General features: G+C 70.3%; 12 protein-coding genes, 2 tRNA genes and 1 pseudogene. 5 read left to right on the top strand and 10 right to left on the bottom strand.

Going from position 1 to position 15,928, the window contains the following annotated elements:
* Positions 1–464, top strand: a pseudogene (locus tag ACWIFB_RS14835) (IS256 family transposase); the annotation flags it as partial.
* Between the two features lie 130 nt (positions 465–594).
* Here the strand turns inward: ACWIFB_RS14835 and ACWIFB_RS14830 are convergent.
* The 3 genes from ACWIFB_RS14830 to gltX form a co-directional block, all read right to left on the bottom strand.
* Positions 595–667: transfer RNA gene (locus ACWIFB_RS14830), tRNA-Glu, on the bottom strand.
* Positions 668–721: 54 nt separating this feature from the next.
* A tRNA-Gln gene (locus ACWIFB_RS14825) sits at positions 722–793 on the bottom strand.
* A gap of 80 nt (positions 794–873) precedes the next feature.
* Positions 874–2,358 carry a glutamate--tRNA ligase gene (gene gltX / locus ACWIFB_RS14820; RefSeq protein WP_452099938.1) on the bottom strand — a complete coding sequence of 495 codons (1,485 nt, stop codon included), beginning with the start codon at positions 2,356–2,358 and terminating at the stop codon, positions 874–876.
* 125 nt (positions 2,359–2,483) lie between these two features.
* Between gltX and ACWIFB_RS14815 the strand changes: the two genes are divergently transcribed.
* Positions 2,484–3,614, top strand: a complete 1,131-nt coding sequence (locus tag ACWIFB_RS14815; RefSeq protein WP_454058656.1) for an isochorismate synthase — start codon at positions 2,484–2,486, stop codon at positions 3,612–3,614.
* A gap of 178 nt (positions 3,615–3,792) precedes the next feature.
* Positions 3,793–4,767, top strand: coding sequence for an IS481 family transposase (locus ACWIFB_RS14810; protein WP_454058655.1), 975 nt, complete (start codon positions 3,793–3,795; stop codon positions 4,765–4,767).
* On the opposite strand, the gene ACWIFB_RS14805 is transcribed toward ACWIFB_RS14810, so the two are convergent.
* The 5 genes from ACWIFB_RS14805 to serA form a co-directional block, all read right to left on the bottom strand.
* Complete coding sequence (locus tag ACWIFB_RS14805; RefSeq protein ID WP_452099940.1) at positions 4,764–5,558, bottom strand: fumarylacetoacetate hydrolase family protein; 795 nt, start codon at positions 5,556–5,558, stop codon at positions 4,764–4,766. The genes ACWIFB_RS14810 and ACWIFB_RS14805 overlap by 4 nt on opposite strands.
* Before the next feature lie 10 nt (positions 5,559–5,568).
* A complete protein-coding gene (locus ACWIFB_RS14800) occupies positions 5,569–6,285 on the bottom strand; it encodes an exonuclease domain-containing protein (protein ID WP_454058654.1) in 717 nt (238 codons plus the stop codon).
* On the bottom strand, positions 6,285–8,147 hold the full coding sequence (locus ACWIFB_RS14795; protein ID WP_452099942.1) for a DUF294 nucleotidyltransferase-like domain-containing protein: 1,863 nt from the start codon (positions 8,145–8,147) through the stop codon (positions 6,285–6,287). The genes ACWIFB_RS14800 and ACWIFB_RS14795 overlap by 1 nt, the downstream gene beginning before the upstream one ends.
* Positions 8,148–8,253: 106 nt before the next feature.
* Positions 8,254–9,273 (bottom strand): 3-isopropylmalate dehydrogenase, encoded by a 1,020-nt coding sequence (locus ACWIFB_RS14790; protein WP_452099943.1) that lies wholly within the window; start codon positions 9,271–9,273, stop codon positions 8,254–8,256.
* Positions 9,274–9,298: 25 nt separating this feature from the next.
* Positions 9,299–10,891: a phosphoglycerate dehydrogenase gene (gene serA, locus ACWIFB_RS14785; protein ID WP_452099944.1), complete on the bottom strand. Its 1,593-nt coding sequence runs from the start codon at positions 10,889–10,891 to the stop codon at positions 9,299–9,301.
* 163 nt (positions 10,892–11,054) lie between these two features.
* Between serA and ACWIFB_RS14780 the strand changes: the two genes are divergently transcribed.
* Both ACWIFB_RS14780 and ACWIFB_RS14775 read left to right on the top strand, forming a co-directional pair.
* Positions 11,055–11,669, top strand: a complete 615-nt coding sequence (locus tag ACWIFB_RS14780) for a hypothetical protein (RefSeq protein WP_454058653.1) — start codon at positions 11,055–11,057, stop codon at positions 11,667–11,669.
* Positions 11,666–13,168 (top strand): phytoene desaturase family protein, encoded by a 1,503-nt coding sequence (locus ACWIFB_RS14775; RefSeq protein WP_452099946.1) that lies wholly within the window; start codon positions 11,666–11,668, stop codon positions 13,166–13,168. Before ACWIFB_RS14780 ends, ACWIFB_RS14775 begins: the two co-directional genes overlap by 4 nt.
* An 18-nt stretch (positions 13,169–13,186) precedes the next feature.
* On the opposite strand, the gene ACWIFB_RS14770 is transcribed toward ACWIFB_RS14775, so the two are convergent.
* Together ACWIFB_RS14770 and ilvC are read right to left on the bottom strand one after the other, a co-directional pair.
* Complete coding sequence (locus ACWIFB_RS14770) at positions 13,187–14,818, bottom strand: hypothetical protein (protein WP_454058652.1); 1,632 nt, start codon at positions 14,816–14,818, stop codon at positions 13,187–13,189.
* Positions 14,819–14,893: 75 nt separating this feature from the next.
* The gene (gene ilvC, locus ACWIFB_RS14765) at positions 14,894–15,907 is read right to left on the bottom strand and encodes a ketol-acid reductoisomerase (protein ID WP_454058651.1); all 1,014 of its coding nucleotides are present in this window, start codon (positions 15,905–15,907) and stop codon (positions 14,894–14,896) included.
* Positions 15,908–15,928 lie beyond the last annotated feature (21 nt).

Here is a 15,928-nt window from a genome sequence, read left to right as displayed (position 1 = left end):
ACAACGCCTTGCGCCCCGCTCACGTGCCCGCAGATCGCACCTGGTGGTACACCCACCAGTCGCTGCGCAAGACCCGTGCCTCGTTCCGCAAACTCGTCCGCCAGGACCACCTGTTCACCTGGCTCGACCCCGAACTCCAGTCGCGCGCCCTGACCGGCAGGCCACTGGCAAGGACGACATCCTCACTCGAGGGCGGCCCCAACCGGGCCCTGAAGGAACTGTTCCGCCGGCACCGCGGACTGCCCGTAGAACACGCCAGACGGGCCGCGGAATGGAAACTCGACAGCCTGACCTCGCACCCGCGTCACCCGTGGAGCCTGGCTCGCCCCGAGCACTACAACCCGCCACCACGGCGATCACCACACCCCGACGACGACCCCGTCGGCCCGGTCATGGGCATCGACTTCAGCTGGGAAGACGGCAACGGAATCCAGAAAGGCTGGGGCGGCCGAACCAGCCACTAACCAACCCCGACACGCCCAGCGCTATACACACATTTTGGCCATTAGCCCCCCGGCCCCGGCCCGGACGGTGCGACACCCGACGAGACGAGAAAGGCGCCCGGAGCATGTGCTCCGGGCGCCTTCTGCGTTGTACCCCCGATGGGATTCGAACCCACGCTACCGCCGTGAGAGGGCGGCGTCCTAGGCCGCTAGACGACGGGGGCTTAGGACGCGGATCCGTTACGGATCTCGCTGCGGAACGCGTCAGACGCGCTCAGCTGGCCTACCAGGACTCGAACCTAGAACGACGGTACCAGAAACCGCTGTGTTGCCAATTACACCATAGGCCACTGCATTCACTCGGCTGCCTCTTCCGAAGCAACCTCGAAGAGACTATCAAACCCCTGTGGGGTGAATGCAAATCGGCTGGTCAATCCGCGATCGGCGCCGCCTTCAGACGAGCGATCGTGGCCTCGCGACCGAGCAGTTCGAGGGACTCGAACAGCGGCGGCGAGATGTGCGATCCCGTCACCGCCACGCGCACCGGGCCGTAGGCCTTGCGCGGCTTGATCCCCAGCTCCTCCACGAGCGCGGCGGACAGCGCGGCCTCGATGGCCGACGTGGTCCACTCCCCGAGCCCCTCCAGCGCCGCCACGGCCGCGTCCACGACCTCCCGCGCCTCGGCCTTGAGGTTCTTGGCCGCCGACTGCGGGTCGACCGCGAACTCCGCTTCCGGCACGACGAGGAACCGGATCAGGTCCCACGCGTCGGACAGCACCACGATGCGGGTCTGCAGGAGTTCCGCGACGGTCGACCAACGATCGCCGTCAAGGCTCTCCGGGAGGGTCGACCCGTCCTCTGCGGGGTGCGCCACGAGGAACTCACGCAACCGGCGCGCGAACTCCTCGGCCGGCAGCTGCCGGATGTGCTCGGCGTTGATCGCGTCGGCCTTCTTCTGGTCGAAACGGGCCGGGTTGGCGTTGACCTGGCGGATGTCGAACGCGTGCACCATCTCCCCGAGCGAGAACACGTCCCGATCCTCCGACAGACCCCAGCCCAGCAGCGCGAGGTAGTTGAGGAGTCCCTCGGGCAACATGCCGCGGTCGCGGTGCAGGAACAGGTCCGACTGCGGATCGCGTTTGGACAGCTTCTTGTTCCCGTCACCCATCACGAACGGCAGATGCCCGAACGCGGGCACGCCGTCCGCCACGCCGATGCGCTCCAGCGCCCGGTAGAGGGCGATCTGGCGCGGTGTGGAGCTGAGCAGATCCTCACCGCGCAGGACGTGCGTGATCTTCATCAGGGCGTCATCCACCGGGTTGACCAGGGTGTAGAGCGGGATGCCGTTCCCACGCGTCAGCGCGAAGTCCGGGACGGTGCCCGCCTTGAACACCGTCTCGCCCCGGACGAGGTCGTCCCACCCCAAGTCCTCGTCCGGCATCCGGAGACGGACCACCGCGCCACGTCCCTCATCGCGGTACGCCTGCTTCTGCTCTTCGGTGAGGTCACGATCGAAACCGTCATATCCCAGCTTCGGATCACGTCCGGCCGCACGGTGGCGGTCCTCGACCTCCTCCGCCGTGGAGAACGACTCGTAGGCCTCCCCGGACTCGACCAGTCTGCGCACGACATCCAGGTGGAGGTCGCGACGCTCGGACTGGCGGTACGGCGCGTACGGCCCTCCGACCTCCGGGCCCTCGTCCCAGTCCAACCCGAGCCACCGCAGCGCGTCGAGCAGCGCCTCATAGGACTCCTCCGAGTCGCGCGCGGCGTCGGTGTCCTCGATCCGGAAGACGAACGTCCCTCCCGTGTGCCGGGCATGGGCCCAGTTGAACAAGGCGGTTCGGACGAGACCCACGTGGGGGGTCCCGGTGGGAGACGGACAGAAGCGGACGCGAACGTTCGAGGCGGTCATGGCGACCATCCTAGTGACGATCCCGCCTCCCACCCCCGGCGAGGACCGGCCTAGGATCAACCGAGTACTCGTGGGCGCCGCCGGGGCGTGGATCCACGGGGTGCCCGAGTCGAGGGAGGCCAGCCGTGGCGTCAGGGAACACCCCCGACGTCGGCCGTCCCGTGACCGCGCCGGACTTCCTGCTCTCCCGGCCTACCGGTTCACTGCGGACCCAGGGCGTCCTCCAGACCTTCACCGACCCCGCCGACGCCGCCCTCGCCCTGAGATCCGGCGCCTGTGGTCTCGTCGTGGGCGCGATCGGGTTCGAGCCCGATACGCCCGCTGCGCTCACGGAACCGGAGCTGGTGGTCCGCACCGACGGTCCGCTGGAACCCCCGGCCTACTTCCGGGGCATCCGCACCCGCGCCCGCGTCGTCGAGGAGATCCCGTCCCCCGCCGAGCACCGGGCACGGGTGTCGACCGCGCTGACCGCGATCAACGCCGGTGGGGTGGGCAAAGTCGTGCTGGCCCGTGCGGTCCGGCTGGAATCCGACGAGCCGATCGACCCCCATGCCGTGTGTGCCACGCTGATCGACTCCAACTCGCACGCGGACGGTTTTCTCGTGGACCTCTCCCCCGCCGGCGACCACTGCGCCGGGCGAGTCCTGGTGGGCTCGAGTCCCGAACTGCTCGTGCGGCGCCGCGGGGACGTCGTCGAGTGCCACCCGCTGGCCGGCTCGGCGCCGCGCGACGCGGACCCCACCGTCGACCAGGCCTCCGCCCGCGCACTGCGCGACTCCGGAAAGGACGCGTTCGAGCACGCCTTCGTCGTGAATTCGATCGCCGAGGCACTGGGCCCGCTCTGCGGGGAACTGGAGATCCCCGCGCGTCCCTCGCTCACCTCCACCCGCGAGATGTGGCACCTCGGCACGCGGATCCGCGGCCGCATCGCCGACCGTCGGACCACCGCGCTGGATCTGGCACTCGCGGTCCATCCCACCCCGGCGGTGTGCGGGACACCGACGGACGAGGCGAGACGGCTGATCGCCGGCATCGAGGGCCCACGCGGTTTCTACGCCGGGACCGTCGGATGGGCCGATGCCTCCGGTGACGGCGACTGGATGGTCTCCATCCGCTGTGCGGAGATCGACGCCGGACGGACCGGGGCCGTCGCCTGGGCCGGCGGGGGGATCGTGGCCGACTCCGACCCCGACGACGAGGTGGCCGAGACCGGGGCCAAGCTGCGGACCGTACTCAAGGCGTTCAACGTCTCCTGAGCCGGCAGAACCGGCCGCCGAGGCCGTGTCGGTGGCCGGAAGAACCGACTGCCGGATGTGACTAGCTGTAATGACCACGGACGTTGTGTCGCAGGTCGGCATGGCGGGCTGACATGAGGAAGACCTCCGTGTGAGGTGTGAAAGCGACCAAGCAACCACACCCACAACGGAGGTCTTCGTGTCCCACGCTAACGCCACCCTCACCCCGACCGGAAGGCTGCGCCTGGCCCGGTGTGTCGTCGACGACCGCTGGGGGCCCACTCGCGCGGCTGAGCGGTTCAACGTCGCCGTGACAACCGCACGCAAGTGGGCCGCTCGCTACCGCGAGTACGGCAAGGCCGGCATGGTCGACCGCTCCAGCCGCCCCCACCGCAGCCCGACCCAGACCCCCGAGCGTCGGGAACGTCGGGTGCTGGGAATGCGGGTGTCTCGCCGGTGGGGGCCGGCCCGGATCGCTTACCACCTGGGGATGCACCCATCGACGGTGCACAAGATTCTGTCGCGCTACGGCTGTCTGCGCCTGTCGTTCACCGACCCGGCCACCGGCGCACCGGTCCGCGCGAACACGCGACGCCCACGCCGCTACGAGCACGACGCTCCCGGTGACCTGGTGCACGTGGACATCAAGAAACTCGGCCGCATCCCCGACGGAGGTGGGCACAAGGCCCTCGGCCGAGCCAAGGGCCGCCGCAACAGCACGCGCGGGACGGGCTACTGGTACATCCACAATGCTGTCGACGACCACTCACGTCTGGCCTACAGCGAGCTACTGGACGACGAACGCAAAGAGACCGCAGCCGGGTTCTGGAACCGGGCCCGGGCGTTCTTCGCCGACACCGGCATCACCGTGCACAGGGTCCTGACCGACAACGGGGCCTGCTACCGCTCCCACGCCTTCAAAGAAGCCCTCGGGCCCGACATCGCGCACAAGCGCACCCGCCCTTACCGGCCCCAAACCAACGGCAAAGTCGAACGCTACAACCGCACCATGCTCGAGGAATGGGCCTACTCCGAGCCCTACACCTGTGAATCCGACCGCGCGGCACACTTCCCAGCGTTCCTGCACCACTACAATCACCACCGCGGCCACACCGCACTACGAGGCGCCTCACCCGCAGACCGCGTACACAACCACAGTGGTCAGTACAACTAGCGGTCGACGACCGGATTGCTCAGCGAGCCGATCCCCTCGATCTCGACCGTGACCCGGTCCCCCGGCAGCATCGGACCGACACCGGCGGGCGTGCCGGTGAGCACCACATCGCCCGGCAGCAGCGTCATGACCCGGCTGATGTACTCGATGATCTCCCCGACGGTGTGCATGAACTGCGAGGTGTTGCCGTCCTGCTTCAGCTCCGGGCCGCCGCCCTCGCTCGTCAGCGTGGTGCGCACATCCAGGCCGTTGGGGTCGAGATCCGTGACGATCCACGGGCCGAGCGGGCAGAACGTGTCGTAGCCCTTGCCCCGGGTCCACTGCCCGTCCGATTTCTGCTGATCACGCGCGGTCACGTCGTTCGCACAGGTGTAGCCGAGGATCACCTCGTGGGCGCGCGCGGCGGAGACATCGCGACAGGGCTGACCGATCACCACGGCCAGCTCGCCCTCGTAATCGACCCGCTCCGAGCTCGGCGGGTACGCGATCGCGGCCTCGGGCCCCACGACCGACGTGTTGGGCTTGAGGAAGATCAACGGCTCCGCAGGAGCCTCGCCCCCCATCTCCGCCGCGTGCTCCGCATAGTTCTTGCCGATGCACACCACCTTGGAGGCCAGGATCGGGGCCAGGAGACGTACATCGGCCAGCGGCCACTCACGGCCGGTGAACTCGGGGGTGCCGAAGGGATGTTCGGAGATCTCCGCGCAGGTCAGCGACGACGGGTCGGAGACGTCACCACGGACCTCAACGAAGGCGAACCCCTGCGGGTGGGCAATTCGGGCGAGACGCATGCCCCCGATCCTAGGCCGTTCGCAGATCCCGGAGAGTGCGCGCCCCGCGCTCCCCGAGCTCGGCGATCTGGGCGAGGTACAGCTCGGCGCAGGCCACCGCGTCGACGAGCGCGTCGTGGGCCCGGTACCGCGGCAGTCCGTATCTCTCGCGCGCTCCCCACAAACGGAGGTCGTCCGGGTGGGGGTCGGCCGTGAACCCCATGTCGATGCCCGGCCGAGTCACCCGCCTCTGCAGCTCGAGGGTGTCGACGGCCACGAGCGGCGGACGCACGCCGTACACACGGCGACACATCGCGCCGAGGAAGTCGATCTCGATCGGGCTGTAGTGGGCGAGCAGCACGCGACCGACCATGGCATCGAAGAGCAGGTCAACCACCTCGCACACCTCCGAGCCCTCGGCGATCCTGTCGTCCGTGATGCCGTGCACGATCGCGCTCTGGCCCACCCCGTCGTCGTCGCCCCGGGCGTCCGCCCGCACCAACACCGCCCCGGCGCCCCCGAGGGCGATCCGCGTCCCGTCCACGGGCACGAACCCCACCGCGAGGACCCTGTCGCGCCGCGGGTCCAACCCCGTGGTCTCGACATCGACGGCGAACAGCGCCAGCTCGTCCACCGGCGTCGCCCGGTCGGGCACAGGGCTCTCGAGATAGCGGCGCAGCCCACCATCCGGTAACTTCGCCGCGGCTCTGCGCCTGCCGCGCTCACCGTCCCGCCGGCCGAACGCCATCACATCCGTCCGACCGGGTACTTGAGCGCCAGTGCGTCCTGCGCCGCGGCGATGATCCGGAACGCCGCCCGCAGTCGGTGTCGGTCTTTGCTACCCAGGCTCCTCGGGTCGACGTTGTTGTCCTGTGGCCTGCCCTCCGCGATCTGGAGGGCGTGATGTCGGTAGGCGAGCCGGCGCAGGAAGCGGAAGGCCTCGGCCAGATTCTCGGCGTCGCCACGCGCGATCCCCCCGGCGCTCGCCGCGGCGTCGAGCCGGTCCAGCGTCGCCACCTCCTCCACCCCGGCCGCCACGGCATGAAGACGCGCGATCTGTACGACCGGGGCGATCCCGCCCGCCTTGATCTCGAGCGTGTTGCGGTACTCGCCCCGGCGGGCCACCACCAGTCCACGGAAGAACCCCAGCGGGGGTTGCCACTCGCACGCGATCCTCGCCAGGTGAGCCTGGAATCGGGGGCTGGCGCTGGCGCGCGCGAGCATATCCCGGCGAATCGGCGCGAGAAGCGCCGCCGGGCCGCGGATGGCCCGGATATCGAAGAACACCTGCGCATGGAGCATCGCATCGGGATCCGGGGCGCCGACCCAGTCCGCGACCTGGTTGATCCACTCCGTCGTCGTACGACGCCACGCGGGGTTGGCGGCCATCACGTCTCCGGGGCACAGAGGGAATCCCGCGCGGTCCAGGCCGTGGCAGACCCGATCGGCCAGGGCCGCGAAGTAGTCGTCGGCGCCCGCGACCGTGGCGGCGTCGTCCGCCAGCACCAGGGCGTTGTCCTGGTCGCTGGCCACCCCGAGCTCGTCGCGGGCCTGCGACCCGAGCCCCACCCAGCAGTACGGGACCGGCGCGGGTCCGAGCTCCTCCTCCGCCAATGCCAACAGCCGACGCGTGGCGGCGTCCGCGGTCGCCGTGACCACGCGGCCGATATCCTGAGGCGTCGTCCCCCTGCGGACGAACTCACCCACCAGCGGCGGCAGCCTCTCTGCCAGCCCGGCGACCGCCGCGGCATCCGGAGCGCGCGCGATCCGCGCCGCCAGATACACCGGGTCCGCCTGGACCATGCGCAGTAGGTCCCCGGACGTCACCACCCCCAGCGGCACCCCGCCGTCGACCACCGGCAGGTGGTGGACCCCGCGATCGATCTGCAGGAGCGTGGCATCGAACGCGCGGGTGTGGACGTCGACGGAGACCGGGTCGGGGCTCATGATGGCCGACACCGGCGCGCTCGTGTCGGCGTCGACGGCCACCACCTTCGACCGCAGGTCACGGTCGGTGAAGATCCCGATCACCGCGGCGGACTCGACCACCAGCAGCGACGAGACCCGGCGCTCGGTCATGATCCGTGCGGCCTCCCGGATACTGGCCTCCGGCCCGATGGTCACCGCGTCCCGCGTCAGCAGCTCCCCGACCGGCGTTCCCAGTACATCGCCCCCGGAGGCCGCCACCCGCGCGGAGGCGAGGTCCTCACGGATCCTGTCGCTGCGTTCGCCGAAGAAGTCCTTCAGGACCGGGTGCTCGGCCGCGACCTCGTCGAACACCTCCCTTGACATCTCGAGCAGCAGTGTGTCGGCGACCGCGTCCATCCGGTACCGGGACGGTCCGGCGTGGGCGAGGGTCGAGTATCCGAAGCAGTCACCCTCGTCGCGGGTGTCGAGCAGCGTGCCCTCCGGGTCGCAGATCTCGACGGCGCCGGACCGGATGATGTGCAGGGTGTCGTTGGTCTCCCCCGCCCCGACGATCACGCTGCCGCGCCGGTGGTAGCGCTGGGTCAGTCTGGCGGGCAGTCGATCGAGTACGGTCCCGGGCAGCTCATCGAACGGCGCGCACCGCGCGAGAAAGTCCCGCACCTCGACCAGTTCGACGTCCATGACTCCACTGTGAACGCCGACGGCCCGCGGTGTGATCCTCTTCACGCGAATCACACCCGCGGGCCGTCGGCACCCGGCCCCGACACCCGGCGCCGTACCGGGGGATCTAGGCGCTGACCGCCGCCACGATCCGGTCGCCCACCTCGGCGGTGACGATCTCGGTGTCGCCTCGCGACGCGAGATCGGCCTCGACGGCGGCCTCGACACGATCGGCCTCGGCGTCCTTGCCGACGTGGCGCAGCAGCAGCGCCACAGACAGGATCGCGGCCGTCGGGTCGGCCTTGCCCTGTCCGGCGATGTCCGGCGCCGAGCCGTGGACCGGCTCGAACATGGACGGGTTGGTGCCCGAGGCGTCGATGTTGCCCGACGCCGCCGTCCCGATGCCGCCGGTGACCGCCGCCGCCAGGTCCGTGATGATGTCGCCGAACAGGTTGTCGGTGACGATCACGTCGAAGCGCGACGGGTCGGTGACCATGTAGATGGTCGCCGCGTCGATGTGGCAGTAGTCCACCTCGACCTCGGGGAACTCCGGCGCCACCTCGTCGACGGTGCGCTGCCACAGTCCGCCGGCGTTGACCAACACGTTGGTCTTGTGGACCAGCGTGAGCTTGCCGCGCCGCGACGTCGCCCGGGCGAACGCGTCGCGCACGACGCGCTCCACGCCGTAGCGGGTGTTGACCGAGGTCTCGGTACCCATCTCGTGCGGCGTTCCGACACGGATGGCGCCACCGTTACCGGTGTAGAGGCCCTCGGTGCCCTCGCGGACGACGACGAAGTCGATCTCGCCGGGCGCCTTCAGCGGCGTGGCCGAGCCCGGGTACAGCTTGGACGGCCGCAGGTTGACGTGGTGATCCAGGGCGAACCGCAGCGGGAGCAGCATGCCCCGCTCGAGAACGCCGGCCGGCACGGATCGGGGATCGCCGATCGCGCCGAGCAGGATCACGTCGTGCTCCTTGAGGCTCGCGATGTCCTCGTCGGTGAGGGTCTCCCCGTTGCGGAGGTAACGGCGCGCACCGAGGTCGTACTCGGTCTTCTCGACTCCGGGCACGAGTGCGTCGAGCACCTTGAGCGCCTCAGCCGTGACCTCGACACCGATGCCGTCTCCGGGTATGACTGCCAGCTTCATGAGGGTGGTCGGTTCCTTTTCGCTTCTAGTCCAGGTTGATCTGGGTGGCGGTGGCGCTGAGCTCCGAGACGATCCGGTCGACGGTGGGCTCGGCCACGGCGCGGTCCACCCGCAGGATCAGCGAAGCCCCCTCGCCGCTGGCGTCCTGGCTCAGGGCCGCGGCCTGGATGTCGACGCCCTCGCCGCCGAGGATGGAGCCGACGCGGCCGAGCACGCCGGGGCGGTCGGCGTAGTGGACGAACAGGTTCTGCCCCTCGGCACGCATGTCGAAGCCGCGCTCGTTGATCCGCACGATTTTCTGGACCTTCTCCAGGCCCGAGAGCGTCCCGGTGACGCTCGCGCTCGCGCCGTCCGCGGTCACGGCCGTGACGGAGACGGTACTGCGGTAGGACTTGGACTCGCTGCGGGTCTCCACCGAGTGGGTGACGCCGCGCTGCTCGGCCATCTGGCCGACGTTGACGAACGTGGCCGGCTCGTCGGTGATGGCGGAGAACATGCCGCGCAGCGCGGCCAGGCCGAGCACGTCGACCGACTCGGCGGCGAGCTCGCCGGAGACCTCGACCTTAACGGTGGTGGGGACGCCGGGGCACAGGTGCCCGGAGACGAGGCCGACCTTGCGGACGAGATCGAGCCAGGGGGCGACCTCATCGCCGACGGGACCGCCGGAGACGTTGACCGCATCCGGGACGAACTCCCCGCGGAGGGCGAGGAGGACGCTGCGGGCGACGTCGGTGCCGGCGCGGTCCTGGGCTTCGCTGGTGGAGGCGCCCAGGTGCGGGGTGACGACGGTGTTGGAGAGCTCGAACAGCGGCGAATCGGTGCAGGGCTCGGTGTCGAACACGTCGAGCGCGGCGGCGCGGACCTTGCCGGACTTGAGTGCGTCGACCAGCGCGGACTCGACGATCAGGCCACCACGTGCGGCGTTGACGATCACGACGCCGTCCTTCGCACGGGCCAGACGGTCCGCGTCGAAGAGGCCGGCGGTCTCCTTGGTCTTGGGCAGGTGCATCGTGATGATGTCCGCACGCGCGACCAGCTCGTCGATGTCGACGAGCTCGATACCCAGCTGTGCGGCGCGTGCGGCCGGGAGGTACGGGTCGTAGGCGATGAGGTTGGTCTCGAACGCCGCCAGCCGCTGCGCGACGAGCTGTCCGATCCGGCCCAGTCCGACCACGCCGACGGTCTTGCCGAGCAACTCGACACCGTTGAACGAGCTGCGCTTCCAGGTGTGCTCGCGCAGCGTCGCGTCGGCCGCGGGGATCTGGCGGCAGGCGGACATCAGCAGCGCCACCGCGTGCTCGGCGGCGGAGTGGATGTTCGACGTGGGGGCGTTGACGACCATGACGCCGCGCTCGGTGGCCGCGGGGATCTCGACGTTGTCCAGGCCGACGCCGGCACGGCCGATGATCTTGAGACCGGGCGCTGCCGCGAGCACCTCGGCGTCGACGGTCGTGGCCGAGCGCACGAGAAGCGCGTCGGCGTCCTTGACCGCCTCGAGGAGCTTCGGGCGATCCGGGCCATCGACCCATCGGACCTCGACGGCGTCGCCGAGCGCATCGACGGTCGACTGGGCGAGCTTGTCGGCGATGAGGACGACGGGACGTCCGGATGCTGTCACAGTGGGAACTCCTCAGTGTCAATTCGGGCACGGTCAGTCTAGGCCACCCATCCCCGCCGCTCACCAGTGGCCGCCGGTGGCCTACAGAGACCTCGACGGCCTATCGTGACGAACGCCTCACCCGTAGCCTCGGTGTTCTCCTGATGATCGGAAGGTCGCCCCCATGGCCCGCTCACACCGTTCGATGTCCGGGCCCGACCGGTTCCCCGGGTCGCGGGCCGCCGCCCTACGCCCCACCCGCGGTCGGTCGGCGACGGCGATGTACCTCCGTGCGCACCTCTACGGCGCCGCGGTGGGACGCACGATCCTCGATCGGTGCATCAGCGCGGTCGATCCCGCGGACAGGGCGCGGCTCGCGCCACTTCGCCCCCAGTTCGAGGGGGAGATCGCCACAACGCGGCGCCTGCTGACGGGGATCTCGCCGGTGGGTGCGCCGGGCCGCCGCATGGTGCGGGCGTCGGCGACGATCGCCCTCGCCGCGCTCCCGGCGGGGCCGATCGTGCGCGATCCGCTGACCAGACTCGGCCTGCTCGAGAGCCTGCGCACCCTGGTCGTGGCGAAGAAGTCGATGTGGGAGTTGCTCGCCGAGTCGTGGGTGGCTGAAGGCGATGACGCCGCCGTCGTCGACGCCCGCGCCCCCGGGCCCGACGACGACGACGACACGATGCTCCCCGGCGACGTCCGGAGCCTCCTGCTCGCGCTCGCGGACCAGGCCCGGTCACAGGAGAACCTGCTGGAGGAGCTACGCCGTGGCTACGGCCTGGAACTGTTCGGGTGAGCGCGGCCGGCCGGATACGCGCGGACGTCGCCGTGGTGGGCTCCGGCCCGAACGGTCTCGCCGCGGCGCTGCTGTGCGCGCGATCCGGTCGCCGGGTCGTCGTGCTGGAGGAGCAGGAGAGCATCGGCGGCGGTTGTCGAACCGTCCCTCTGCCCGACCTGCTCTCCGGCGCCGACCGGGAACGGGCACTGTCGTCCGGTCACTGGGACGGGCTGGTCGTCGATCCGTGCTCGGCCGTCCATCCGATGGCCGGTGCGTCGCCGTTCTTCCGCGAGTTCGACCTCGCCGCGCACGGTGTCGAGATGGTCACTCCCCCGGTGCAGCTGGGGCACGCGCTGCCCGGCCGGGATGCGATCGTCGTGCCAACCGACCCCGCTCCGGGTGCCCTCGCGGCCGGGTTCGGCTCAGTGCGGGAAGCAGCCGCGTGGTGGTCTCTGATGGGCGCGCTCGCCCGTCGACCCGTCGAGGTGGCCGCCGCAGCGCTGTCGGACCAGCGTTCCGTCCCGTCCCCGGCCGCCACCGCAGCACTCGCCGGCGCCTTCGTCCGCGCACACCCCCGGGGTGCGCTGCCGGACTCACTGGGCACCGACGGGCGGACGCTGATGTCCGGGATCGCCGCCCACGCCATCACCCCGCTCGGCTCACCGGCCGCCACGGCGGCCGGCCTCGTTCTCGGATCACTTCTCCACGCCCCCCTGGGCTGGGCCCTTCCGGCGGGTGGGAGCGGCGCGCTCACGGCCGCACTCGCCGACGCACTGCACGCTGCCGGCGGGGTGATCCGAACAGGCGTCCGCATCGGTGGCCTGGCAGAACTCGACGCCCCGCACGTCGTGTTCACCACCTCGCCGCGCGGACTGGGCTCGATCCTGCTGGCGTCCTCGCCCTCGCCCGCCACGGCCCGACGCGCTCGCCGTCTCAACCGCGTCCCCATGGGCGGCGCGGCGGCCAAGGTTGATCTCGTTCTCTCCGGGCCGGTGCCGTGGCGAGATGCCCGGCTCCGCGAGGCGGGCACCGTGCATCTCGGTGGCGATACCGACGCCATCCGGCTCGCCGAACGTGAGGTGTCGGCCGGCCGCCATGCCGACAAGCCGATGATCCTGATCTCCCAGCCGTGGGTCACGGACCCCGGCCGCATCGCCGACGACGGCCGCCGGCCACTCTGGACCTACGCCCACGTCCCGGCGTTCTCGGAGCGGGACCAGACCGAGCAGGTCCTGGACGCGCTTGAGGCCGTCGCCCCGGGCGTGCGCGACGTGGTGGTGGCAACGCACTGCACTCCGGCCTCCCGGATGTCCGAGCACAATGCGAACCACCTCGGCGGGGATATCGCCGGTGGCCGGGTGGACCTACGCGGGCTGATCGCCCGCCCCGTCCCGCGCGTGGATCCGTTCGCCACCGGGATCCCCGGCGTCTGGCACGCCTCCGGCTCGACCCCGCCCGGCCCCGGCGTCCACGGCATGGCCGGGCAGCACGTGGCGCGGCGGATCCTCCGCGCCTGACCCACCCGGCTCAGCCGGTCACTGGAAGGAGACGAACCACGGCCTGGGCTCGACCGCCATCGTCTGCTCCGGCGTGAAGGTGGGGGTGTCCTCGTCGTAGAAGTTCTTCCACGCCAACCGGATGTCGGGCGACAGGCCTGAACGCAGGGCGTCCCACGTCCCCAGTTTGAGGTCCGGGGTGCCGTGGCCGTCGGCGTGCAGCGCGATGGCCAACTCGGGCCGCGAGGTGTCGATCTGTTCGCGGTTCGAGATCATCGCCGTGCTGAACTGATGGAGGATCAGGAGCTTCTGGGGTCCGCCCGACTCCCTGGTCAGATCAGCCAGCCAGTCCACGACGCGATTGATCTCCTCGGCATCCACCGACCCGATCTGGGCCCCGGGCTGCTGCCCCGGCTTCAGCTTCCACTCCGGATCCAGCGCGAGCCCCACGTCCGGTCGCTTCAGCAGGTCCTCGAAGATCCTGGCCTGGTCGACCATGTCGGCCATTCCGGGCTGCAGATCGATCACCGCGTAGCCGCCGGCGGCCGTGATCGCGTCGACCAGCGGTTCGAACTCTTCCGGGCCCCACTCGTTGGTGAAGTTCCCGTCGTCACCCGGCGCGCCGGAAGCGACGGTGCCGATGATCTCGAAGGCGGGCACGACCTGTTCGGGGGAGTACGGCTGGTACTGCTCGACCAACCTCTGCACCCGGGCCACGCTCTCCTCCGGTCCCTGCTCACCGAGGATCCCGAGAGCCGGGGTGATCGGCGAACCGTACGCCGCGACGAAGCGCCGGCCCGGGAACACCAGCTGGCCACCGCCGGGAAGCTCGGGAACGGCGCGGGCCTTCTCGACCCGGTCCGCGACCTCCTCCTCACTCCCCCAGTCCGGCCCGAGCGCGTAGATGACCTCGGCGTCCCGCACGGCCTCCACCGATCCGCCGTCGACCCGCGGGTCCGGCGCACGTAGATGCGACACCGCGCCTCCGGTGGCCACGGCGGTGGCGATCGCGGCGACAGGGGTTCCGTCGTGCACGAGAACCGTGGGAGCCTCGTCGCCTGCCCACGCCGGCGATCCGGTCTCGATCGGTTCGGCATCAGCCACCCCGGCCGAGCCCGCACCCGTGTCCCGCGACAGGGGCGTGCCCGAGGTCATCAGCGCCGGTGCACCGGGGCTCAGATGGACGGTGGTGTCGTCAATGCGGGTCTCGGGAACATCCACCTCGGCCTCGAAGGAGACCCCGGTCAGTTCCTCGAGCCCGGCGCGGTCCCCGGGGGCGTCGACCACGTCGGCGTCGTCGGGTTCGAACGAGACGTCTCCGACCCGGAGCACCCGCTCGGCGCCGAGTCTCGCGATCTCCTCGGCCAGCTCCGCGTCCCCGCCCGGCACCGAGGTCAACATGGGCGCCCGGAGTCCCACCGCCACCGACGCCGCACGAGCCTGTGCGGCCGCGTCCGGGGCGGCCACGACGACCACGGGAGCGGTGTTCAACAGAAGGGCGGTCGCCTCCACGCCCGAGCCGTCCGTGTCCACGGCCACCCGCGTTCCCTGCTCATCGGCTGCCCGGGCACCCGGCCCCTCGCCTGACGAGCCGGAGGTACAGGCGACCGTGGACGAGGCCAGGCAAATGGCGAGGACCGCCGCACCCACACCTCGTTTGATGTGACGCACGACGGTCCTCCAAGCACTCGGGATCAGATCCCGGTGGACCCTACAGGCATCTCACCGGGAACTCCCCCGCAACACTCAGGCGGTCTCCGTGATCGGACGGTCGACCCAGCTCATGAGGTCGCGCAGCTTCTGGCCGGTGACCTCGATCGGGTGCTCGGCGTTCTCCTTGCGGAGCTGCTCGAGCTCGGAGTTCCCGCCCTCGACGTTGGCAACGAGACGCTTGGTGAACTCGCCGTTCTGGATGTCGGCGAGGATCTCCTTCATGCGCTCCTTGGTGCCGGCGTCGATCACCCGGGGGCCGGAGAGGTAGCCGCCGAACTCCGCGGTGTCGGACACCGAGTAGTTCATGCGGGCGATGCCGCCCTCGTACATGAGGTCGACGATGAGCTTGAGCTCGTGGAGCACCTCGAAGTAGGCGAGCTCGGGCTCGTAGCCGGCCTCGACCATCACCTCGAAGCCCGTCTTGACGAGCTCCTCGGTGCCACCGCAGAGCACGGCCTGCTCACCGAACAGGTCGGTCTCGGTCTCGTCCTTGAAGGTGGTCTTGATAACGCCGGCGCGGGTGCCGCCGATGGCCTTGGCGTAGGAGAGCGCGAGCGCCTCTCCCTCACCCTTCGGGTCCTGCTCGACGGCGATGAGCGCCGGGACACCCTTGCCGTCGACGAACTGACGACGCACGAGGTGGCCGGGGCCCTTGGGGGCGACCATCGCGATGGTGATGTTGTCAGCGGGCTTGATCAGACCGAAGTGGACGTTCAGGCCGTGCCCGAAGAACAGGGCGTCGCCGTCGTTCAGGTTGGGCTCGATGTCCTCGGTGAAGATCGCGGCCTGCGAGGTGTCCGGGGCCAGCAGCATGACGACGTCGGCCCACTTGGCGGCCTCCGCGGCGGTCATGACCGTCAGCCCGGCCTCTTCGGCCTTGGCGCGCGACTTGGAGCTCTCGCGCAGGCCGATGACGACCTCGACACCCGAGTCGCGCAGGCTCAGCGAATGCGCGTGGCCCTGCGAGCCGTAGCCGATGACGGCGACCTTGCGCCCCTGGATGAGCGACAGGTCAGCCGCGTCGTCGTAGAACATCTCCACTGCCATGGTGATGGATTCCCTTCTTAA

This window comes from Dietzia sp. NPDC055340 (assembly GCF_053645335.1).
The sequence above is the reverse complement of the archived record's forward strand: the minus strand, read 5'-3'. Positions and strand labels throughout refer to the sequence as shown.

Coding starts and splice junctions, on each gene's coding strand:
- gltX (WP_452099938.1), bottom strand. CDS start 2,358: ATGACCGCCTCGAACGTTCGCGTCCGCTTCTGTCCGTCTCCCACCGGG.
- ACWIFB_RS14805 (WP_452099940.1), bottom strand. CDS start 5,558: ATGCGTCTCGCCCGAATTGCCCACCCGCAGGGGTTCGCCTTCGTTGAG.
- ACWIFB_RS14800 (WP_454058654.1), bottom strand. CDS start 6,285: ATGGCGTTCGGCCGGCGGGACGGTGAGCGCGGCAGGCGCAGAGCCGCG.
- ACWIFB_RS14795 (WP_452099942.1), bottom strand. CDS start 8,147: ATGGACGTCGAACTGGTCGAGGTGCGGGACTTTCTCGCGCGGTGCGCG.
- ACWIFB_RS14790 (WP_452099943.1), bottom strand. CDS start 9,273: ATGAAGCTGGCAGTCATACCCGGAGACGGCATCGGTGTCGAGGTCACG.
- ACWIFB_RS14780 (WP_454058653.1), top strand. CDS start 11,055: ATGGCCCGCTCACACCGTTCGATGTCCGGGCCCGACCGGTTCCCCGGG.
- ilvC (WP_454058651.1), bottom strand. CDS start 15,907: ATGGCAGTGGAGATGTTCTACGACGACGCGGCTGACCTGTCGCTCATC.